16 protein-coding genes and 5 pseudogenes are annotated in these 20,362 nt (G+C 70.1%); 12 read left to right on the top strand and 9 right to left on the bottom strand.

Features of this window, described 5'->3' with window-relative positions:
* Nucleotides 1–111: 111 nt before the first annotated feature.
* Together ACK8N7_RS03130 and ACK8N7_RS03125 are read right to left on the bottom strand one after the other, a co-directional pair.
* A complete protein-coding gene (locus ACK8N7_RS03130; protein WP_403218575.1) occupies nt 112–585 on the bottom strand; it encodes a hypothetical protein in 474 nt (157 codons plus the stop codon).
* A 129-nt stretch (nt 586–714) separates the two neighbouring features.
* A pseudogene (locus ACK8N7_RS03125) lies at nt 715–1,059 on the bottom strand (2OG-Fe dioxygenase family protein); the annotation flags it as partial.
* Between the two features lie 101 nt (nt 1,060–1,160).
* Between ACK8N7_RS03125 and ACK8N7_RS03120 the strand changes: the two are divergent.
* Nucleotides 1,161–1,325: pseudogene (locus ACK8N7_RS03120) on the top strand (pirin family protein); the annotation flags it as partial.
* An 18-nt stretch (nt 1,326–1,343) separates the two neighbouring features.
* Here the strand turns inward: ACK8N7_RS03120 and ACK8N7_RS03115 are convergent.
* Nucleotides 1,344–5,600, bottom strand: a complete 4,257-nt coding sequence (locus ACK8N7_RS03115) for a bifunctional nitrate reductase/sulfite reductase flavoprotein subunit alpha (protein ID WP_500440778.1) — start codon at nt 5,598–5,600, stop codon at nt 1,344–1,346.
* Nucleotides 5,601–5,959: 359 nt separating this feature from the next.
* Here ACK8N7_RS03115 and ACK8N7_RS03110 point away from each other — a divergent pair, with 359 nt between their 5' ends.
* Nucleotides 5,960–7,603, top strand: a complete 1,644-nt coding sequence (locus ACK8N7_RS03110) for an alpha/beta hydrolase (protein WP_500440776.1) — start codon at nt 5,960–5,962, stop codon at nt 7,601–7,603.
* Nucleotides 7,604–7,756: 153 nt separating this feature from the next.
* Here ACK8N7_RS03110 and ACK8N7_RS03105 read toward each other — a convergent pair whose 3' ends face one another.
* Together ACK8N7_RS03105 and ACK8N7_RS03100 are read right to left on the bottom strand one after the other, a co-directional pair.
* Nucleotides 7,757–8,485: a hypothetical protein gene (locus ACK8N7_RS03105; RefSeq protein ID WP_500440774.1), complete on the bottom strand. Its 729-nt coding sequence runs from the start codon at nt 8,483–8,485 to the stop codon at nt 7,757–7,759.
* A 35-nt stretch (nt 8,486–8,520) separates the two neighbouring features.
* On the bottom strand, nt 8,521–9,297 hold the full coding sequence (locus ACK8N7_RS03100; RefSeq protein ID WP_500440772.1) for an AraC family transcriptional regulator: 777 nt from the start codon (nt 9,295–9,297) through the stop codon (nt 8,521–8,523).
* Nucleotides 9,298–9,350: 53 nt separating this feature from the next.
* Between ACK8N7_RS03100 and ACK8N7_RS03095 the strand changes: the two genes are divergently transcribed.
* The 4 genes from ACK8N7_RS03095 to ACK8N7_RS03080 all read left to right on the top strand — a co-directional run bounded on the left by ACK8N7_RS03095 (nt 9,351) and on the right by ACK8N7_RS03080 (nt 12,897).
* Nucleotides 9,351–10,526: an MFS transporter gene (locus ACK8N7_RS03095; protein ID WP_500440770.1), complete on the top strand. Its 1,176-nt coding sequence runs from the start codon at nt 9,351–9,353 to the stop codon at nt 10,524–10,526.
* Between the two features lie 67 nt (nt 10,527–10,593).
* Nucleotides 10,594–11,423, top strand: a protein-coding gene (locus ACK8N7_RS03090; protein ID WP_500445667.1) for an IS5 family transposase whose coding sequence is annotated in 2 segments (ribosomal slippage) — nt 10,594–10,915 and nt 10,915–11,423 — 831 coding nt in all. Because the reading frame shifts where the segments join, the coding sequence is not laid out codon by codon here.
* A gap of 224 nt (nt 11,424–11,647) precedes the next feature.
* Nucleotides 11,648–12,478: an IS5 family transposase gene (locus ACK8N7_RS03085; RefSeq protein ID WP_500440301.1), complete on the top strand. Its 831-nt coding sequence runs from the start codon at nt 11,648–11,650 to the stop codon at nt 12,476–12,478.
* Nucleotides 12,475–12,897: a hypothetical protein gene (locus tag ACK8N7_RS03080; RefSeq protein ID WP_500440300.1), complete on the top strand. Its 423-nt coding sequence runs from the start codon at nt 12,475–12,477 to the stop codon at nt 12,895–12,897. The genes ACK8N7_RS03085 and ACK8N7_RS03080 overlap by 4 nt, the downstream gene beginning before the upstream one ends.
* A gap of 62 nt (nt 12,898–12,959) precedes the next feature.
* Here the strand turns inward: ACK8N7_RS03080 and ACK8N7_RS03075 are convergent, their stop codons facing one another.
* Both ACK8N7_RS03075 and ACK8N7_RS03070 read right to left on the bottom strand, forming a co-directional pair.
* On the bottom strand, nt 12,960–13,325 hold the full coding sequence (locus ACK8N7_RS03075) for a hypothetical protein (RefSeq protein ID WP_500440768.1): 366 nt from the start codon (nt 13,323–13,325) through the stop codon (nt 12,960–12,962).
* A gap of 263 nt (nt 13,326–13,588) precedes the next feature.
* Complete coding sequence (locus ACK8N7_RS03070; RefSeq protein ID WP_500440766.1) at nt 13,589–14,500, bottom strand: MerR family transcriptional regulator; 912 nt, start codon at nt 14,498–14,500, stop codon at nt 13,589–13,591.
* Between the two features lie 152 nt (nt 14,501–14,652).
* On the opposite strand from ACK8N7_RS03070, the gene ACK8N7_RS03065 reads away from it, so the two are divergent.
* Nucleotides 14,653–15,482, top strand: a protein-coding gene (locus ACK8N7_RS03065) for an IS5 family transposase (protein WP_500445665.1) whose coding sequence is annotated in 2 segments (ribosomal slippage) — nt 14,653–14,959 and nt 14,959–15,482 — 831 coding nt in all. Because the reading frame shifts where the segments join, the coding sequence is not laid out codon by codon here.
* Nucleotides 15,483–15,530: 48 nt separating this feature from the next.
* Here the strand turns inward: ACK8N7_RS03065 and ACK8N7_RS03060 are convergent.
* Nucleotides 15,531–15,962, bottom strand: coding sequence for a rho GDP-dissociation inhibitor (locus ACK8N7_RS03060; RefSeq protein WP_500440764.1), 432 nt, complete (start codon nt 15,960–15,962; stop codon nt 15,531–15,533).
* 172 nt (nt 15,963–16,134) lie between these two features.
* Here ACK8N7_RS03060 and ACK8N7_RS03055 point away from each other — a divergent pair.
* From ACK8N7_RS03055 to ACK8N7_RS03045, 3 genes and pseudogenes are all read left to right on the top strand, one after another.
* Nucleotides 16,135–17,054, top strand: a pseudogene (locus tag ACK8N7_RS03055) (adenosine deaminase); the annotation flags it as partial.
* A 63-nt stretch (nt 17,055–17,117) separates the two neighbouring features.
* Nucleotides 17,118–17,429, top strand: a complete 312-nt coding sequence (locus ACK8N7_RS03050; protein WP_032774357.1) for an IS3 family transposase — start codon at nt 17,118–17,120, stop codon at nt 17,427–17,429.
* A complete protein-coding gene (locus tag ACK8N7_RS03045) occupies nt 17,426–18,088 on the top strand; it encodes an IS3 family transposase (RefSeq protein WP_500440399.1) in 663 nt (220 codons plus the stop codon). Before ACK8N7_RS03050 ends, ACK8N7_RS03045 begins: the two co-directional genes overlap by 4 nt.
* Here the strand turns inward: ACK8N7_RS03045 and ACK8N7_RS03040 are convergent.
* A pseudogene (locus ACK8N7_RS03040) lies at nt 18,036–19,438 on the bottom strand (IS30 family transposase). The gene ACK8N7_RS03045 and the pseudogene ACK8N7_RS03040 sit on opposite strands and share 53 nt — an antisense overlap.
* A 25-nt stretch (nt 19,439–19,463) precedes the next feature.
* On the opposite strand from ACK8N7_RS03040, the gene ACK8N7_RS03035 reads away from it, so the two are divergent.
* The gene (locus ACK8N7_RS03035; protein ID WP_500440400.1) at nt 19,464–19,760 is read left to right on the top strand and encodes a transposase; all 297 of its coding nucleotides are present in this window, start codon (nt 19,464–19,466) and stop codon (nt 19,758–19,760) included.
* A 40-nt stretch (nt 19,761–19,800) separates the two neighbouring features.
* Nucleotides 19,801–20,358: pseudogene (locus ACK8N7_RS03030) on the top strand (adenosine deaminase); the annotation flags it as partial.
* Between the last annotated feature and the right edge of the window lie 4 nt (nt 20,359–20,362).

The raw sequence follows: 20,362 nt of genomic DNA, 5'->3' as shown, positions 1-20,362 counted from the left end.
GCTCGGGGAAGGCCGGATGGCCCGAGATCAGCGGCCCCACCTCATGTGCCAGCGCGGCGGACACCTCGGGGAGCGGGACGACGGTGTGCGGGTTGCCGTTGTTCAGACAGGTCACCTGGAGCTGTCGCCTTTTGCCACGTCCAGCTGCCGGGCCACGACGGGGCCGGGCAGGCCCTGCGCCGGAATGTCCGCCGCCTCGAAGGTGGGGCGGCCCATCTCCACCCGTGCGATGCCCTCTTCGAGGTCCTCGATCCGCACCGCGGAGTCGCCCGCGAGCGTACGGATGAGGACGTCCCGCGCGCCCTGGTGGTACTGGGACAGGTAGAGGGCGAATATGCGCAGTCCGTTGGCACTCCTGCCACAGACGCTGCCGTCGGAGTTGAAGGCGCGCAGGACGACCGGCTCGCCGTCTCTCACCGTGCCGACCGGTCCCAGCAGGACCCCGTCCGCACCGATGCCGAAATGCCGGTCGCACAGCAGGCGGGCGGCCTGCGAGGTGGACGGCAGCGTTGGCAGGTCGATCCGCTGCGGATCGATGACCAAGCAGTCGTTGCCCAGTGCTTGGTACTTCACGAGGTCGTACATGTGCCACCTGCTTCCGGGAGTCGTGACGGTGCCCGACCGGCTGTCGCCCGACCGCTGGGGGGCCGTAAACCGACGAGAGATGCTCGTACGGTGTGCGGCCCCCCAGCGGTCCGGACCCAGACCGCGTCCCTACATCGCCGACGGCTCCGGCGCGTCGTTCAGGGCCGCTTCGTCGTGCTGGTCGCCGTACCACTTCTCGCTCCAGCGGGAGAAGGCGACGATGAGGATGTCGCGGTGCCCGGGACCGCCGTCGGCGGAGAGCACGTCGGTGACGTCGTGTGCGAGCGCCCGGTCGTCCAGCAGCACAGCCTGACCGGCATCGAAGGTGCCGTCCCAGAACGGCTCCTCCGCGCCGGGCTTGCACAGCCGGGTCAGACCGCCCGCGACGTTGTTGCGCCGCAGGACGGCGATCATGACGAACTCGTGCCCGTCGTGGTGCACGCCCTCCGGCGTCAGCGGACCGGGCTTCTCCCCGGTGGCCCGGGTGGGACTCCTCGGATGCCGATGCTGACAGTTTGCTGACCGTCAGCGATCCGTAGGGCTCCTGACCTGCGGAGATGTTCCTCTGCCGCAAAATGTTCTGGAACTTCATCGGCTGCTCCCACGAGGAGATCGCCCAGGCCCGTGAGGACTGGATGACCGGTTCGAGGTTCGGCGACGTCAAGGGTTACGACGGCGGCAGGCTCTCCGCCCCGGAACTCCCGCCGGTGGCACTGAAGCCGCGGGGGCGGGTGCGCTGAACCGGGCGTTTGCGTAGTTCAGTAGACGTCACGTACGTACCGCTTGTCGGTGGCCAACCGGTCGACGCAGGCGGCCGCCGCGTCCGGGTCCATGCCGCCGTGTGCGGCGACGATCTCGTGCAGGGCCCGGTCGACGTCCTTCGCCATACGGCCCGCGTCGCCGCAGACGTACAGATGGGCGCCTTCCTGAAGCCACCGCCACAGGCGCGGGCCGTGCTCGCGCATCCGGTCCTGCACGTAGACCTTGTTGCGCTGGTCGCGCGAGAAGGCGACGTCGAGGCGGTCCAGGTGGCCGGAGGCGACGAAGTCCTCCAGGTCCTGGCGGTAGTAGAAGTCGGTGGCCTCGTGCTGCTCGCCGAAGAACAGCCAGTTGGGGCCGGTGTGCCCTCTGGCCAGGCGGTCCTCCAGGAAGCCGATGAACGGTGCGACACCGGTGCCCGGACCGATCATGATCATCGGTGTGGTGGATCCGGCGGGCGGACGGAAGTGCGGCGAGCGCTGGACGTACACCTGCACCGGACCGTCGTCGGCGCAGTCCGTCAGGTAGGTGGAGCACACGCCCTCGCGGTCCCGCCCCAGGTCGTTGGTGTAGCGGACGACCGAGACCGTAACGCGGACCTCGGCGGGGTGGGTGAGGGGGCTGGAGGAGATGGAGTACAGGCGGGGCTGGAGCCGCTTGAGGACTCCCGCCCACTCGGCCGCGGAGGCCCGGACGGGAAGGGCGCCGATGACATCGGCGGCCTGCCTGCCCCAGCTCCACTTGGCCAGCTCACCCTTGTTGTCCGGGCGCAGGAGCTGTCGGAGGTCGCGGTCCCCGGTGCGGGCGACGACGAACTTGAGGAGGTCCGGGGTGATGCGGGCTATGTCGAAACGGGTGCGCAGGGCCTCGGCGAGCGGAATGCCGGTGCCGTCGGGGAGGTCGATGATCTCCTCGGGGTCCAGGCCGGTGAGGGCGAGCCATTCGGCTACGAGCCCGGAGCCGTTGGCCGGCCACACCCCGAGGGCGTCCCCGGCCTCGTAGGCAAGCTCTCCGCCACGGGTGTCGAAGGCGAAGCGCCTGACCTCCTTCTGTGATCCGGGCAGGCTGAGCAGCCGGTTCCCCACCAGCAGCGTGGCGAACGGGGACGCCTTGGAATGGCCGACGGGCGGGGTGGGCTTCGCTGTTGGAGCCGTCTGCGCGGTCGTGGGCTGCCGGTCGGCCGACGCGGCGAGGGCGGTGGTGACCCGTTCGAGCCACTGCCCGGCCGCTTCGTCGTCGCCGGGCTCGCAGTCCGTACGCGGGTGGAGGCGGGTCGCGCCGAGTTCCGTCAGGCGTTCGTCCAGGCGGCGGCCGTGGCCGCAGAAGTCCTCGTAACTGGAGTCGCCGAAGGCCAGGACGGAGTAGCGCACGCCGTCCAGCCGGGCGGCGTGGGGGGCGCTGAGGGCGTGCCAGAAGCCGGCCCCGTTGTCGGGGCTGTCGCCGTCGCCGAAGGTGCTGGTGACGACGAGCAGGTCCGTTTCGGCGGTGAACTGCCCGGGTGCGGTGTCGGCCATGGCGAGCAGGGCGGGGGCACGGCCGGCCCGGGTGAGGCCGGCGGCCGCGTCGGCGGCGAACTCCTCTGCGTTGCCGGTCTGTGAGGCCCACAGCACGATCAGCTGCCGCGACGGGGCTGCCTCGGGGCCGGCCGACGCCTGGCCCGGAGAGTCAGGGACGGGTGCAGCGGCGCCCGGAAGGGGGGCGGCGGCGGTACGGGAGAACATGCCCGCCAGCACGCCGTTCACCCACAGAGCCGTCGCGGGAGCGAAGGGCGCGCTCGTGGGCAGTACGGGAACACCGCCGGGCGGCGCCTGGGCGAGACCGGCGAGGTATCCGGACAGGTACCGCCGCTCCGGCTCCGCCAACGCCGGTCCTGTCAGGTCGGGCAGACCGAGAAGGGCGGCGAGAGCGGGTACGGCCGCAGCCGCTCCACCGACCTGTGCCCCGGCCGCCGGGTCGGCCTGCGCGAGCGTGGCGAGGTCTTGCGGCCGCTGGGCCGGGACGGGCGGGGCCGCGGTCTCCGGCGTCGGCACGGTCTCCTCGGGCCGGGCGGCGGCGACCACGCGCAGCGCCACGGCGCAGGCCTTGAACTCGGGCTGGAACGAGATCGGATCGACGGCGTCGCTGGTGACCGCGTTGATGCTGAGGTACTCCCCGAACAGGTCGTTCCAGTGGAACGGTGCGAAGCAGTTCCCGGGGCGCACGCGGTCGGTGACGACGGCGGGCAGCACGGCCCGGCCGCGCCGGGAGGCGACCTCGATGTGGTCCCCTTCGCCGGCTCCCATGGCGGCGGCGTCGTCCGGATGGAGTTCGACGAACGGGCCCGGGTCGAGTCTGTTGAGTCGGGCGACCTTGCCGGTCCTGGTCAGGGTGTGCCACTGGTGCTGCAGCCGGCCGGTGTTCAGAACGAAGGGGTAGTCGTCATCGGGGAGTTCCGCGGCGGGCAGGTGCGGGCGGGCGAAGAACCGGGCCCGGCCGGAGGGGGTGGGGAACACCAGCCGGGGGCGGGTACCGTCCGCGCGCTCCAGCAGGTTCTGGCTCCGGCCGTCGTTGAGGTAGCGGATCGGGTTGCGGTCGTCGCCCGCCGGGGATGCGGCGGGCCACTGCACGGGGGCCTCGCGCAGCCGCTGGTAGGTGACACCGCGCAGGTCCCAGCCGGTCTTCGGGTTCCAGGCGCGCTTCAGTTCCTCGAAGACGTCCTCGGCGCCCGCATAGGTGAAGGCGTCGGCGAACCCCATCGCGCAGGCGACACGGGCGATGAGCTGCCAGTCCGGCAGCGCCTGGCCGGGCGGGTCGACGACACCCTGGACGAGGGTCAGGTTCCGCTCCGAGTTGATCATGACGCCGTCGGACTCCGCCCACAGCGTGGCGGGCAGGACGACATCGGCGTAGGCGTTCGTCTCCGTGTCGGCGAACACGTCCTGGGTGACGACCAGCTCGGCCGCCTCCAGGCCGGCGATGACGGTCCTGCGGTTGGCGACCGAGGCCACCGGGTTGGTGCAGATGATCCAGCACGCCTTGATGTCCCCGGCCGCCATCTGCTCGAACATCTCGACGGTGCCGCGCCCCGCCTCGGTGCGGAGCGTGCCCGCCTCCACACCCCACAGATCCTCGATGAAGGCCCGCTCCTCGTCCACGAGGACCGATCGCTGACCGGGCAGCCCCGGGCCCATGTAGCCCATCTCGCGTCCGCCCATCGCGTTCGGCTGGCCGGTCAGCGAGAACGGTCCGGAGCCCGGGCGGCAGATCGCCCCCGTGGCGAGGTGCAGGTTGACCAGGGCGTTGGTGTTCCAGGTGCCGTGGGTGGACTGGTTGAGCCCCATGGTCCAGCAGCTCATCCACTCACCCGCCTCACCGATCCACCGGGCGGCCTGCCGGATGTCCGCCTCGGGAATGCCGGTGATCCCGGCGACCCGTGCCGGGTGATGGTCCGAGAGGAAGGAGGGCATCTCCTCCCAGCCGTCGGTGAACTCGGCGATGAACGCCTCGTCGGTGTGCCCGTTCTCCACGAGGAGGTGGAGGATGCCGTTGAGGAGCGCGAGGTCGGTGCCCGGCTCGATCTGGAGGAAGAGGTCGGCCTTGTCGGCGGTGGCGTTGCGCCGCGGGTCGACGACGATGAGCCTGGCCCCGGCCGACTTGATCCGATCCATCATCCGGAGGAAGAGGATCGGGTGGCAGTCGGCCATGTTCGCGCCTATGACGAAGAAGACGTCGGCCCGGTCGAAGTCCTGGTAGGAGCCGGGGGGCCCGTCCGCGCCCAGGGAAAGCTTGTATCCGGAGCCCGCGCTCGCCATGCACAGCCGGGAGTTGGACTCGATCCGGTTCGTCCGTACGAAGCCCTTGGCGAGCTTGTTCGCCAGGTACTGCGCCTCCAGGGACATCTGCCCGGAGACGTAGAGAGCGAGCGCGTCGGGGCCGTGCTCGTCCACGATCGCGCGCAGCCGCCCGGCCACGGCCGTGATCGCCGCGTCCACGTCCGCCTCCACGGGATCGGCACCCCGCTCCGCACGGATGAGGGCCTTCGCCGCCCGCCCCGGGGCGGCCATCATGTCGGCGCTGGTCGCCCCCTTCGTGCAGAGCCGTCCGAAGTTCGCCGGATGGGTCCTGTCACCGGAGACCTTCCTGGCGATGCGCCTGCCGGTGGAGGCGTCACGGCCGATGTCCAGCAGGATCCCGCAGCCGACGCCGCAGTACGAGCAGACCGTCCGCACCCTCTCCGCCTCCGCCTTTGCCTTCGCCTCTGTCTCCGGCGTCGTCAACGAGGCCCCCTTCCCGTCCGCACCCTCCTCGCCCCGCGCGCCGGTGGGCTGCGGCAGGGGTGGGACGCTCCCACGGCCAAGATCGTAGGAAGAACGCATTACCGGCCCGTCACGCCCTGCGGGCATCGCGTGTAAACCCGGCCGCACGTCGCGCCTGCCCCCGTTGTGAGCGCCGTCCGCCGCCGCCCCCGCGAGCGTCACCTGGGCGGTTTCCCCGTCCCCTACAACTCGGTGAGCACGCAAGGCTGTTGCATCCTTCCCAGGGTGGAGAGAAGTGCGCCCCGGTGAGGGATCCGCAGGCGCGGTCCGGTCCTGAATGATCTTCCGTGTCCGAACACGCGACCGGAAGGATCGATATCGTGCGCAGACGACGTCTCGCGCCCCTGTTGGCCGTGAGTCTTACGGCGACGCTGGCTCCCGTGCTCGCCACCTCGACGGCCGGCGCAGCCCCGGCCGCCGCCCCCTCGGCCGCCTCCTCCCCCTCCGCCGCCAGGGGCGGTGCGCTGGACCGGTACACGAAGCAGAAGCCCAAGTGGAAGCGGTGCGAGGCCGCCGCTCCGGCGGAGTTCCAGTGCGCCACGATCAAGGTCCCGCTGGACTACCGGGCACCCGGGGGCAAGCGGATCGACCTGGCCATATCCCGGATCAGGAGCACCGGGCCCGGCGAACGCCACGGCGTCCTGCTCTCCAACCCCGGTGGTCCCGGCGGCCAGGGGATCTACATGCCCCTGGCATTGCGGGAGGAGCTTCCCGAGGCCGCGCTGCAGAAGTACGACCTCATCGGCTTCGACCCGCGCGGTGTGGGCCGGAGCACTCCGGTCACCTGCGATCTGACGCCGGAGGAGGAGAACTGGCTGCGGCCCTACAAGAAGGAGACGTTCGCCAAGGACGTCGCCTGGGCGCGCAAGGTCGCGGACAAGTGCCGGGAGAAGTCGGGCGCCGTACTCCCGCACATCACCACCCGCAACACCGCCCGTGACGTCGACCTGCTCCGCGCGGTCCTCGGCGAGAAGAAGATCTCGTACCTGGGCTACTCGTACGGCACCTACCTGGGCGCCGTCTACACCCAGCTGTTCCCCGGCCGGGCCGACCGGTTCGTCCTCGACAGCGCGGTCGATCCGGCGCGCGCCTGGCGCGGCATGGTCCAGTGGTGGGCGGAGGGCGCCGAGCCCGCGTTCGACCGGTGGACCGGGTGGGCCGCCGCGCGTTCGGAGACGTACGGCCTCGGTGACACACCGAAGAAGGTCGACCGGACCTTCTGGGAGCTGGTCGCGCGGGCCGACGAGAAGCCGATCGAGCTGGACGGGCAGCTGATCAGCGGTGACGACATCCGCGGCGGTATGCGGGGGGCGGTCTTCAGCCCGCAGTCCGCCACCGAGGCGTTCGTGGAGCTGAAGAAGGCCGCGGACGGCGAGACCGCCTCCGCGAAGAAGCTCGCGGCGTTCACCGGGTCCGCAGGGGCCGCGACGGCGCGCAAAGCCGCCGAGGTGCCGCAGGACAACATGACGGCGAGCTTCTGGGCCGTGGTGTGCGGTGACAACTCGGCCGCGTGGCCACGAAACCCTGAGCGCTACCGGCTGGACGCCATCGCGGACAAGGGCCGCTACCCGCTCTTCGGCGACTTCGCGTCCAGCGTCAAGCCCTGCGCGTTCTGGAACAGATCCGTCGAACCGGCGACCGAGGTCGACAACAAGGCCGGCTCCCTGATCGTCCAGAACGAGTGGGACTCGCAGACCCCGCTGCCCAGCGCCCAGGCTCTGCACAAGGACCTGAAGCGCTCCAGGATGGTCACCGTCCTCGGCGGCGAGGGCCACGGCGTCTACCCGAGCGGCAACGTGTGCACGGACGGCACGGTCACCGGCTACCTCCTCACCGGGAAGCTTCCGGCGAAGGACATGACCTGCCGGGCGACCGCCGAGTCGAACGCGGACGCACGGAAGAACCAGCAGCGGGACGAGATCCCGGGGTCGCCGCTTCCGGAGCGCGCCCCGGACCGCTTCTGAGTCCGGTCGTGCGGGCCGTGGCCGTACGGTTCACGGCCCGTACGCTTCACGGCCGTACGGTTCAAGTCCCATACGGGTTCATGGCCGTACGGTTCACGACCGCATGACGGTGGGGGCGGGACCTCCTGGCGGGGGCCCCGCCCCTTCACCGCCTCACCCCACCAGGTCGTGCTGACCCACCGGGTACGCCTCAAGACCGGGCGCCGCCAGCAACTCGGCGATCAGCTCCGGCGACCCGCCGACATAGGTGCTCGTCAGGTCCACGTCCCCGCCGACACACCACGCGCGGTCCTCGGGCCACCACAGATCGGGCAGTTCGGCGAACTCGTCCAGGGCCACCGGCGATACGACGTCCGCCAACGCCCCCGAGAGCAGCACCTCTTCGCGGCCGGGCGTGAGGAAGACGGGGAAGCGGTCGAAGTCCCACCGCCCGTAGCCGTGCCACAGGCCGAACCAGCAGCTCCCGGCGGTGGCCGTGCGGCGGGTCAGTACGGGGATCATCGCGCGGGCGACGTCCGGCGGGGTCGGGCCCTCGGCCGCGTGCTCGTCCCAGACACCGGGCAGACCGGGCTCCGTACCGTTCAGGTCGTCGACGTCCACGCCGATCAGCTCGTGCCAGCGGGTGTGCGGGCCCGGCGTTCGCCCGTACGCGGCGCCCACGTCGGCCCAGCTCACCGGCCGCCCGTCCAGCGCCGCTGGGTGCAGGACGCGGGCGTAGGCGGCGAAGCCGGGGGCGGCGACCCCCGCCACCCTGCCGAAACCGCCCTCGGCCTCGGTGCGTCCGGTCAGCCAGGCGGCCGGACCGAGCCCGTCGGCGCGCACGCGCAGGCGGCCGTAGTGGTCGGGGGCCGCGTCGCGGTCCACCCGGAAGGAGTTGTCCATGGCTCAGGTCCCGCCCGTCCGGTCGGGCCGCTCGGTCAGCTCCGGCGGCCCTGGTGCCGGTCAGTATCGTAGCCAGGCCGGTGCCGGCCAGGGGTGTGGCCGTAGGCCCGGCGGAAGACATCGATGAAGGCGCTGGCGGACGACCACCCGCACCGGTGCGCCACGGTGGTCACCGGGGTGTCCTCGGCCAGCAGCACCAGGGCCTGGTAGAGGCGTAGTTGGGTGCGCCACTGGGGGAACGTCATGCCCAGCTCGGCGGTGCAGAGCCGCGACAGCGTGCGCGCACTCGCACCGGCCTCCCGGCCCAGGGCGTCCAGGGTGCGCCGGTCCGCGGGGTCGGCACGCAGGATGTCGCAGATCCGCCGGAGGCGCGGGTCGGAGGGGGCCGGCAGCTGGACCGGCTGCTGCGGCGAGGCAGCCAACTGGTCCAGCAGTACGGCCCGCAGGCGGCAGCGCTCCGGGCTGTCGTCCGTGGGGGTGGCGGTGTGGGCGATGATCAGCTCCCGCAGCAGCGGCCCGACGGTCAGCACCGACGGGGCGTCCAGCCCGAGCGGGTTCTCCGTGGCGGGCAGGCCGAGCAGCCGCAACTCCAGTGCCCCATGGGCGCGGTGGGCGTGCACGGTTCCGGCCGGTACCCAGATGGCCCGGTTCGCGGGCGCGATCCACGTACCGGCGTCGGTGGTGACGGCCAGCACGCCGCGCGCCGCGTAGACGATCTGGTGGTCGTCGTGGCGGTGGGCGTCGATGTCCGAACCCGGCGCCAGCCACCGGGTGCGGGTGGGGGCGACCGGCTCGTGGCGGATCTCCGTCATGGGTTGTCGTTATATCGGAAGTCCGACAGCCGCCGCGTGGCGACGATGGACGGGTGGCGAAAAGCAAAGCGATCACCCTGCTGTCCATCGGTCATGCCTGCGTCGACGTCTACCAGGGGGCCGTGGCCGCCCTCGTCCCGTACTTCGTGGCCGAACGCGCCTACACCTACGCCGCGGTCTCCGGCATCGTGCTCGCCGCGTCCCTGCTCTCCTCCGTGGCACAGCCCCTGTTCGGCATGGCGACCGACCGCCGGGCGATGCCCTGGCTACTGCCCGTGAGCACCCTCGTCGCCGGCTCGGGGATCGCCCTGAGCGGGCTGGGCGGCTCCTACGCGCTGACCCTGCTGTTCGTGGGCATCGGCGGGATCGGCGTAGCCGCGTACCACCCGGAGTCCGCCCGTGTGGCGCGCGCCGCCGGCGGAGGCAGCCACACGGCGATGGGCTGGTTCTCCCTGGGCGGCAACCTCGGCTTCGCCCTCGCGCCCGTCCTCGTGGCCGCGGTCGTCGGCATCGGCGGGCTGAGGCTCACCCCGCTGCTGGTGCTCCCCGCCCTCGTCGGGAGCCTGCTGACGCTACCGGTCCTGCGCGGCCTGGAGCGCATGGCGTCCGCCGCCCCGCGTACGGCCACGGCGGCCGCGGCTCCGGACGACGTGGCCTCCTTCGTGAAGCTCGCCCTGGCCGTGGTCTGCCGGTCGATCGTCTTCGTCGGCCTGAGTACGTTCATCGCGTTCTACGTGCGCGAGCGCACCGGCGGGGGAGCGGCGGCAGGGACCGCGGCCCTGGTCGTGCTCTACCTCGGCGGCGCGGTCGGCACCGTCGTGGGCGGCGCCCTCGCCGAGCGCCGGGACCGTGTCACGGTGGTGCGCCGGTCCTACCTCCTGACCGTGGCCGCGGTGGCGGGGCTGGTCTTCGTGCCCGGTCCGGCCCTCTATGTGTGCGTCGCCCTGACCTCGGCGGGCCTCTACGTCCCGTTCTCGCTCCAGGTGACCCTGGCTCAGGACTACCTGCCCGGCCGGGTCGGCACGGCCAGTGGCATCACCCTGGGGCTGACGATCAGCATCGGCGGCCTGTTCAGCCCGCTGATCGGCCGGCTGGCCGACGCCACCTCCCTGCAGACCGCCCTGGTGCCGCTGATCGCCATGCCCGCGCTGAGCTGGCTGCTGTTCCGCACCCTCGCGGAACCCGCCCCGCCGAACGCGTCACTTCCGGTGCCCGGAGGCGTGCGCTAGGCCGTGTCTCTTTGATCGGCTGGTCGGTTGATCGGATGTGTCTGTCCGGTTAGTGATCTCTGATGCAATGTGGGACCGGATCGAGCCGCTGATGCCGGCTGATCCGGTCCGAGGACGGCGGTGGGCCGACCACCGCCGCACTCTGGAGGCCATCGCGTGGAAATACCGCACATGCTCGCCGTGGCGGGATCTGCCGAGCGAACTTGGGCCGTTTCAGACCGCTCACAAACGGCTGATCAGGTGGGCTGTGGAAGGCACTTGGGAACGGATTTTCCGCGCTGTTCTAGCAGCTGCCGATGCCGGTGACGACATCGGCTTGACTGTGTCGGTGGACTCAACTGTCTGTCGCGCTCACCAGCACGCCGCCGGAGCCAGGAAAAGGGGGCGCCGGGCCGGTCCGAACCTGACGATCACGCGCTCGGGCGTTCTCGCGGCGGTCTGAGCACGAAAGTGCATCTCGCCAGCGACAGCCGTGCCCGCCCCTTGGCCCTCCATGTCACTGCCGGCCAGGCGGGCGATGCACCGGCGTTTGAGGCTGTGATGGCAAGCATTCGTGTTCCTCGCAACGGCCTGGGAAGACCGAGGACCCGACCGGATGCCGTCCTTGCCGATCGTGCGTATTCGTCCCGTGTGATCCGGAGGCATCTGAGCCGACGTGGGATCCGCGCGGTCATTCCCCAGCCGTCCGACCAAGTCGGTCACCGGCTGCGCCGAGGTCGTGCTGGCGGCCGGCCACCCGCTTTCGATGCAGAGGCATACAAGCAGCGCAACGCGGTCGAACGGTGCATCAGCAGGTTCAAGCAGTGGCGCGGTCTGGCCATGCGGACGGACAAGCTCGCCATCGCCTACGACGCCGCACTCCACCTGGCCGCCATCCTTATCTGGGCGCGCCAGTGACATGACTGCGGAAGCTAGAGGCTCAGGCTCGAGACGAAGCCCGAGAAAGTAGGTGCTGCGACCCGCCACTGGCACAGAAGGGGATCCGTCCAGAAGTCACTGCCGACGATGCGGGGATCTGAGAGGGCGGTATGTGACGTAGTGCCGCGTTTGTTGTCGCTGGAACGTGTGGCACAGGCGTATCGGGGCTGATCAGGGGGTCTTGTCGTGCTGGAGTGTTCTTCGTGAGCGACCGCCAGCCCTACAAGAGCGACCTGTCCGACGAGCGGTGGGCCCTGATCGAGCCCGTCATCGCCTCCTGGAAGGCTCAGCATCCCTCCGTCAGCGGCCACCAGGGCGCCTACGAGATGCGGGAGATCGTCAACGCCCTGCTCTACCAGTCCCGTACCGGCTGCCAGTGGGACTACCTCCCCCACGACCTGCCCCCGGTCGGCGCGGTGAAGTACTACTTCTACAAGTGGCGCGACGACGGCACCGACCAGACCATCCACGACCTGCTGCGCTGGCAGGTCCGCGAGAGCCGGGGGCGCAAGGCCGACCCGAGCTTGGTGGTGCTCGACACCCAGAGCCTGCACGCGGCCGTCGGGGTGCCCGCCGGCACCACCGGAAGGGACGCGGCAAAAAAAGTCCCGGGCCGCAAGCGCGGCCTGGCAGTTGATGTTCTCGGTCTGGTGATCGCGGTGGTGGTGCTGGCCGCGTCCGCGCACGACAACGCCGCTGGCATCGCCTTGCTGGACAAGGTCGCCGCCGACACCGACACGGTACAGAAGGCCCTGGTGGACCAGGGGTTCAAGAACGCTGTCATCGACCACGGGCGGAAGGTCGGCATCGACGTCGAAGTCGTCGAGCGCAACCCAACGACCAGCGGGTTCGTGCCGCAACCGATCCGGTGGCGGGTGGAGCAGGTAAACGGGATCATGATGCTGCACCGCAGACTGGTCCGCGACTACGAACACCGGCCCGCCTCGGCCGAGTCGAGGGTGTACTGGGCCATAAGCGACCGGATGTCCAGGATGGTCACTGCGACCTCCACCCCCACCTGGCGCGGCGCATGAACAACGACGGGCTCACCCTGGGGGCGGTCCTCGCCCGCCTGGAGGAGCAAGAGCGCGAGATCGCCACGCAGGCCGAAGCGACGCGAGCGCGCATCACGGAACTCACCGCGCAACTGGAGGAGTTCGGCCGAGTCGCCGAAGAGGTGCGCATCACCCGCAAGACACTGCTGGCACTGCCCGAGCCGGCCTCGCCGACACCGCCGCCCGCGAAGCTGCCGGACCATCCGGCCTACCAGCAGATCATGGCGGTGTTCGCCGCAGCCGACGCCCCGCTGCGGGCACGGGCGGTCTGCGAGGCGTTGGACCTGGAGATCGCACCCAACAACGTCAACAACGTCCGGCTCAAGCTCAAACGGCTGGCCGAACGCGGAATCCTGATCGAGCCCGAACAGGGCTTGTTCACCAAGCCGCAGTCGTAGCCGCCTGGTCAGGCCACGACCAGCCCGACAGCCCCACCCGAAAGCCCGAAACGGGCATCACGTCACGTACCGCCCTCTGAGGGGTCAGTCCGGTAGTCGAGCGCCAAGGCGCCGTCATCACCGGGGTTGCGAGTGGTGGCGATGAGCACGGCCTGTTCAACGTCGAGCCAAGGCAGTTCGAGCGGGGCGGTGCTGCTGCTTCCTCGTGCCTGGCGAAAGAAGGCGGAGTGCGGATCGTCGGCGAACATGTCCATTGATTGGGACGCGTACGCCATCTGCTCGGGGTTCCATACGAAGGCAAGTGGGTCCTTGAACCATGGGATGACCTTCGCCAGTACCGCATCGCCCGGGTGACGCCAGAGGTCGCGGTCGATGAGGGACGTCAGCGGGGCGGGCAGAGCAAGTCCACGGACTATCGAAGGCGCCATGGCGAACAGCTTCGCACGGCGAACAACACCAAGGAGACATGCTCTAGCCGCCGGCGGCGAGCCCGGTGGCCGTGGCCCGGAGCCGCCGGTTCAGGCGGGGTTCGAAGCCGAGGGCGATGTTGGCCGTCGGCGGGACGAGAAGTGGCGGTACGTCAGCGTCTCCACCGATCACGACCAGGCCGAGGGCGACGGCTCCCGCCGGCTCGCCTGGCAGAGACCCTCGGCCGCGGCTGCGGATCGTCCGTCCGCGACCAGGCCGTGTTTCAGGTGGCGGGTGATTCCTGGGCGGACAGTTCTTCGGCCAGTTCCATACAGCGCAGGCGGGCCGGGGAGAAGTCGTAGGGCATCTTGCCGATGGCTTCAAGTGCGCTCATGGAGCCGGCCTCCCGGCTGCCGGAGCTGAGGCCGGCCTCGTCCTCGCCGCCATCGGCGGCAGCAGGGTGCAAGGTGTCCCAGGCGTCGAAGAGGGCATCGTCGTCCTCATCCAGGCCGGACTCCTCGATGACGGCCTGCAGAGCGCATTCGAAGGCGTGCCGCTCGGCGGCCACTCGAGCCACCTGCGGATCATCGGCGGCGACGCTGTCATCGAGTGCCTCCTCGGCGTCATCGATGCGGTCGGAATTCTCCCGCAGGGCGGGATGTGTGGCCAGGGCGACGAAACGGGTGGCCTGGAGGGCCGCGCCGAGCGGGCCGAGGATCCGCTCGGTGACCAGCAGACTGTCCAGGTCCGCCTGGCGCAGGGAACCCTCGGGCAGGCTCCTGAGGCGTCCGGTGACGAAATCGGAGAGCAGGCCCATCCGGCTGCCTTCGGTGCGCATCCTCTGCACGGCGGTCCGTTGCCGCCGCAATGTCGCCTCCTGCTCGGCGAGGGTTTCGTCCAGCCGCTCCAGGATGCCCGCGAAACCGTCCTCGCTGTCCGCGCCGGCGGAAGCCGTGCCGGTGGTGAAGGCGTCCCGGATGTCGTCCAGGGCGATCCCGGCGTCGGCCATCCTGCGAATCCACAGCAGGCGGATCATGTCCTCGTACGCGTAGCGGCGGCGGTCATCACCGCCCCGCTCGGGCTCGGGGAGCAGGCCGATCTCGTGGTAGTGGCGAATCGCCCGTGGCGTGCTGCCGACGAAGGCCGCCGCATCACCGATCTTGACCTGGCGGGGTGGCATGAGAGACGGATGCATGGCCGGGACCTTCCTCAAGGGGGCGGGACGCAAGTCCACCGGACCACATGCCGCTACGGAAGGTGCAACCCGGAACCTGGCCTAGGCCGTGTCTCTTTGATGGGTAGGTCAGTTGATCGGGTGTGTCTGTTCGGTTGGTGATCACAGATGCGATGTGGAGCCGGATCGAGCCGCTGATGCCGGCCGATCCGGTCCGTGGACGGCGATGGGCCGATCATCGCCGCACCCTTGAAGCGATCGCGTGGAAGTACCGCACCAGCTCGCCCTGGCGAGACCTGCCCGATGAGCTCGGCTCGTTCCAGACCGCTCACGAACGGCTCATCGGATGGGCTGTCGACGGCACCTGGGAGAGGATCCTCGCCGCAGTCCTGGCAGCGGCGGAAGCAGACGACGACATCGATTGGACCGTGTCGGTCGACTCCACCGTCGTGCGGGCGCACCAGCACGCTGCCGGAGCGTTCAAAAAGGGGCTGTGGGTCGCCGCGAGCCCGCCGATCACGCACTTGGACGCTCCCGCGGCGGCCTGAGTACCAAGGTCCACCTGGCCGCCGACGGCCGGGCACGGCCGCTGGCCTTCACCGTCACCGCGGGCCAGGCCGGTGACGCACAGGCTTTCGAGACGGTGATGGCCCGCATCCGCGTACCCCGGACCGGCCCAGGCAGGCCCCGCACCAGACCCGACGCCGTTCTGGCTGACCGCGCCTACTCCTCCCGTGTCATCCGGGCGCATCTTCGGCGCAGGGGAATCCGCGCGGTCATCCCTCAGCCTTCCGACCAGATCGGCAACCGCCTACGACGGGGCCGCCAAGGCGGCCGCCCGCCCGGCTTCGACCGCGAGGCATACAAGCAGCGCAACACCGTCGAGCGGTGCATCGCCCGCTTCAAACAGTGGCGCGGGCCGGCCAGGCGCACCGACAAGCTCGCCATCACGCACCAGGGCGCACTCCACCTCGCGGCCACCCTCATCTGGGTCCGGGCCTGACCCCACCGACTGGATCTCAGGTGGTTCCCGGGGTGCTGCGGGTCAGGCTCACCACTCCGTTGCCAACTCGTACGACCACTCGAAGTCGGCGTGAACCGTGCCGTCGTCATCCCTGAGTCGCGAACGGACCAAGTAGCTCGCCCCACGCGCCATGATTCCCGTCGGCGCCTCTTCGGATTCGAGCTGCTCCGTGTACGGGTCGGCCGACGGGCCATAGGAACCGAAAGACCTTTGCAGCTTGTCCACGTCGAGCCCAGCCTGTTTCACCACGTGCACGTACCGCACGCCCGACACGATGTCCTGGTCCACGCGGAAGGCGACTTCAAGGTGGTACTCCACGCCTTGCTTGATGGTGACCGGCTGACTCTTGTCGGCCTTGGCGGGGTCAAGAGTGATCGTCTTACCCTCTGGAAGCGAGTCGGAGACCACGCTCAGGAACAGCAACGTCAGCCTGCCCCCGCCAGAGGTCTCAGTCGCCATCAGGTCGCCATGCATCACAGATAGTGACACTCACTCATGCCCGTCAGAGAGACACTCCCTAGCCGTACCGCAGGCGAGGACACGGCCCCGCCCACTCGATCGGGTGGGTCTTGCTCCGGATCCGTCCGGTTCGGGCGGGGAGCGTGTCCGCCGACGCGATCATTCGGCGGCGATCTCATCGATTCGGACGGCACACCGTCCCAAGTCCCTGGTCCCGGCCGCCGCCGCACCCGCGCAGGACCCGTCCGCCCGGACCTCCGCGCAGGTGCCGCACCGCGCCACCACCCCGGCCGAGCGCCGGACCGACGCCCGGCTCGACGCCCCGCGGGATGATCAGGAACGGCTGAAGGCCTTCTTCGCCGCACTGCCCAAGGGAGGCGACCTCCACAACCACTGTCGGGTGCGGTCACCACCGAGTACCTCATCCAGCTCGCGGGCGAGAACGGGCTGTGCATCGACGCGACGACGACGGCCGTGCGCCCGCCCTGCGGACCGGGCACCCGTCCGGCCGCCGACGCCCGGACGGATGCCGAGTTCCGGCAGCGCACCGTCCGCGCCTGGTCGATGCAGGACTTCCCCGCCGGCCAGTCGGGCCACGACCACTTCTTCGACACGTTCGGCAAGTTCGGGGAGGCGACACGCGATCGCGGAAAGCCGCTCGCAACGTCGCCAACGTCGTGGAGCAGAACCAGTTCTATCTGGAGACCCTGTTCACCCCCGCCTCCGACAGCGCGCGCAAGCTCGCCGAGTCCGTGGGCTACGACGCCGACCTCGCCGCGTTCCACCGCAAGCTGGTCGCCGACGGAAAGCTCGACAAGGTCGTCACCGAGGCCGTCCAGGAGGCCGACGCCGCCGACGCCCAGTTCCGCGAGGCGGCACACTGCGACACCCGCCGCCCCGACACGGGCTGCCGGCTCCCCGTACGGTGGATCTCCCAGGTCTCCCGGGGCAGTTCGAACGAGCGCGTGTTCACACAGATGGCCGTCGGCATGCGGCTCGCCGAGCGCGACCCGCGGTTCGTCGCTGTCAACGGACGCCCGCCTCACGCTGCACGCCGGTGAGCTGGCCCCCGGCCTGGTCAAGCCCGAGGACTGGGCTTGATCCGCTTTGACGGACATTCGAGATCTGGGGTTCTGCCCCGGGAGGATGTCCATCATGGAGAGCATGGGGAAGAAGAAGCCTCGCCGCCCTCGTCGTTCGTTCACGCCGGAGTTCAAGGCCGAGATCGTCGGTCTGTGCCGACGAGGTGACCGCTCGGTCGGGCAGGTCGCCAGAGACTTCGAACTGACCGAGACGGCGGTGCGGGACTGGGTGAAGCAGGCCGAGGTCGACGCGGGCGAGCGCAACGGGCTGACCAGCAGCGAGCGCGAGGAACTGGCCGCGTTGAGGCGGGAGAACCGCCGGCTGCGTGAGGATGTCGACGTCCTCAAGCGGGCCACAGCTTTCTTCGCGAAGGAGACCCGGTGACGGTGCACCCGTTCATCGAGGCGGAGAAGCGCGCAGGTCACAGCGTCAAACGGGCGTGTGAGCTGATGAAGGTCTCCCGGACCGCCTTCTATGCCCGTCGCTCCGGCCTGCCCGGACCCCGCGCGTTGCGGGATGCCGAGCTGACCGAGCAGATTCTCGAGGCCCATGCGAAGTCCCGCGGAACCTACGGGTCCCCGCGCGTGCATGCCGTGCTCAAGCGCGAGGGTGCCGGGTGTGGCCGTCGTCGTGTCGCACGACTGATGCGGGCCGCCGGGCTGCAGGGCCGGCACTGCAGACGACGGCACGTGACCACGATCCCCGATCCCAGGGCTGCCTTCCGTCCCGACCTCATCGTCCGGGACTTCCAGCCCGACCGCGCCGGGCTCGATGCCCGCTGGTGCGGCGACATCACGTACGTCCCGACGGAGGAGGGCTGGCTCTATCTGGCCACGGTCATCGACATCGCCTCCCGGCGCGTAGTCGGCTGGGCAACCGCAGATCACCTGCGTACCGAACCGGTGGCCGAGTCGCTGACAGCCGCCTGCCGGCAGCGTCGCCCCACCCACCCCGTGATCTTCCATTCGGACAGAGGCTGCCAACTTGCACTCAACCGGTCGTCGCAACACCAGCTTCCTGGAGGGATAGTAGGTGCTCGTTGAGGGCTTCGGCGGGGGTCTTCCAGGCGAGGGTCTTTCGGGGGCGGTTGTTGAGGGTGAAGGCGACGGCCTGCAGCTCGTCGATGCCCCAGCGCGACAGGTCCGTGCCCTTCGGAAAATACTGCCGCAGCAGACCGTTCGTGTTCTCGTTGGTGCCGCGCTGCCAGGGACTGTGAGGGTCGGCGAAGTAGACCTGGAGTCCGGCATCGACGCGGAACTGGGCGTGCTGGGCCAGTTCCGTGCCCCGGTCCCACGTCAGTGACCTGCGCAGTTGCTCGGGCAAGGTCGTGATGGTGGCGGTGATCGCGTCTTTCACGGCCTCGGCGCCGCGGCCGGCCAGCGCGGGCCCGTTCGTGGTACGTGGCTCGGTGCCGAAGCCCCCCATCCGGGGCAGGTGCAGCAGCATGGTGACCGCGTACTGCGCTCGACCAGCGTGCCGATCGCGGACCGGCCGGTGCCGATGATGAGGTCACCTTCCCAGTGGCCTGGAACGGCACGGTCCTCGGCCTCGGCCAGCCGCTCGCTGATCAGCACGTCAGCGGTCACGTGGCCGCGGACGCTCTGCCTGGTGCGCTCCCGCGGGACACGCAGTGACCGTCCGGTGCGCAGGCAGGCGACCAGCTCACGCTTGAGGGCTCCGCGTCCCTGGACGTAAAGGGCCTGGTAGATCGCTTCCGGGGAGATGCGCATGGACTCATCTTCCGGGAAGTCCACCGTGAGCCGCTGTGATATCTGTTCCGGACTCCAGGAGGTCGCCCAGCGGCGGTCCTGACGGCGGGGTTTGTTCCTTCCCTGCCAGGGCGGCACCTGGGGACCCTCGACGACCCGGCCGTCCAGGGCGTGGACGACGTTCCCGGCCAGCCGGTCCTGCACGTACTCGCGCAGTCGCTCGTCGGCCACCAGCTTCGCCGGCTTCGGCCGCTGAGCCCGCCGCTCGGCATGCCATTGCGCCAGCGAGGCCCGGTACTCCAAGTGGTAACTCCGCGTGGAGGCGTTGCGCCGCAGCTCCCGCGAGATCGTGGACGGCGAACGCCCCAGACACCGCGCGATCGCACGGACCCCGAAGTCTCGCGCACGCAGCAGAGCGATTTCCTCCCGCTCGGCGAACGAGAGGTAACGGCCGGAGACAGTCGGGGCGAGGCACGGATTCACCCCGCCAGCATGACGAAACCACCGCGACCCCACCGCAGGCGAGACCTCGATGACGGCTGCGGCGTCCACCGAACTCAGTCCCCGCGCGATCGCCTTCCAGAACCTGGCCCGGTCCTCACGCCAGGCAACGCCCGGCCGCCCTGGCGAGGCCATCTGGCCGCGATACTCCCGCACCGCCCGCTGCCGATTCCCCACACCCATCACAAACCCCCAGTTCACGAAGGTGTTGCGACGACCGATTGAATCCGCCCAATACACCAGCCAGCAATTCGCTTCCCTGGCAACCCAGTTCGGGGTCAGACTCTCGGTCGGCCGCACCGGCCAGTGCTGGGACAACGCGCTCGCCGAGTCGTTCTTCTCGACCATCAAACGCGAACTGCTCGGCACCTCCGCCTGGCCCAGCCGGGCCGCCGCCCGAACCGCGATCTTCGATTTCATCGAGGGCTGGTACAACTTGCACCGACTGCACAGCAGCCTCGGCTACCTCAGCCCCGCCGAGTACGAGACCGCACTCACAGCCTGACCACCACACCAATGGTGTCCGTCAAAGCGGAACAAGCTCAGACCTCACCTTCCACATCCGCGAGGCCGTGCTCGTCGCCGGAGCCGAACGCATCGGACACGGCGTCGACCTGGTCCACGAGGACGACTGGCGGCAGCTCGCCCGCACGAGGGCCCGCCGCGACGTCGCCGTGGAGGTGCCCTTCAGCAGCAACAAGCAGATCCTGGGCGTGGCGGGCGACGACCACCCGTTCAACGCCTACCGCCGCTACGGCGTCCCCGCCGTCCTGGCCACCGACGACCCCGGTGTCTCACGCATCGGCATCAGCCACGAGTACCAGTACGCCCGTGAGACCCACGGCCTGAGCTACACCGAACTGAAGGACCTGGCCCGCGCCTCGCTGGAGTACGCGTTCCTCGACGGCGACGGCCTGTGGGCCACCGGATCCACCCGCGCCGGCTACCGCCCGGTGCGGGCCTGTGCCGGAGCCCGGCCGGGCATCGCCCCGCCCGCCCCGGCCTGCGCCCGCCACCTCGCGGACAACCCGAAGGCGGCGGCCGAGTGGCGCCAGGAAGCGGCGTTCGCCGGTTTCGAACAGCGGTACGGCGGATCGCGCTGATGCG

Source organism: Streptomyces griseobrunneus (assembly GCF_046713465.1).
Taxonomy (GTDB): Bacteria; Actinomycetota; Actinomycetes; order Streptomycetales; family Streptomycetaceae; genus Streptomyces; species Streptomyces microflavus.
Note: the sequence above shows the minus strand (reverse complement) of the source record. Positions and strands in the feature narration are given on the sequence as shown.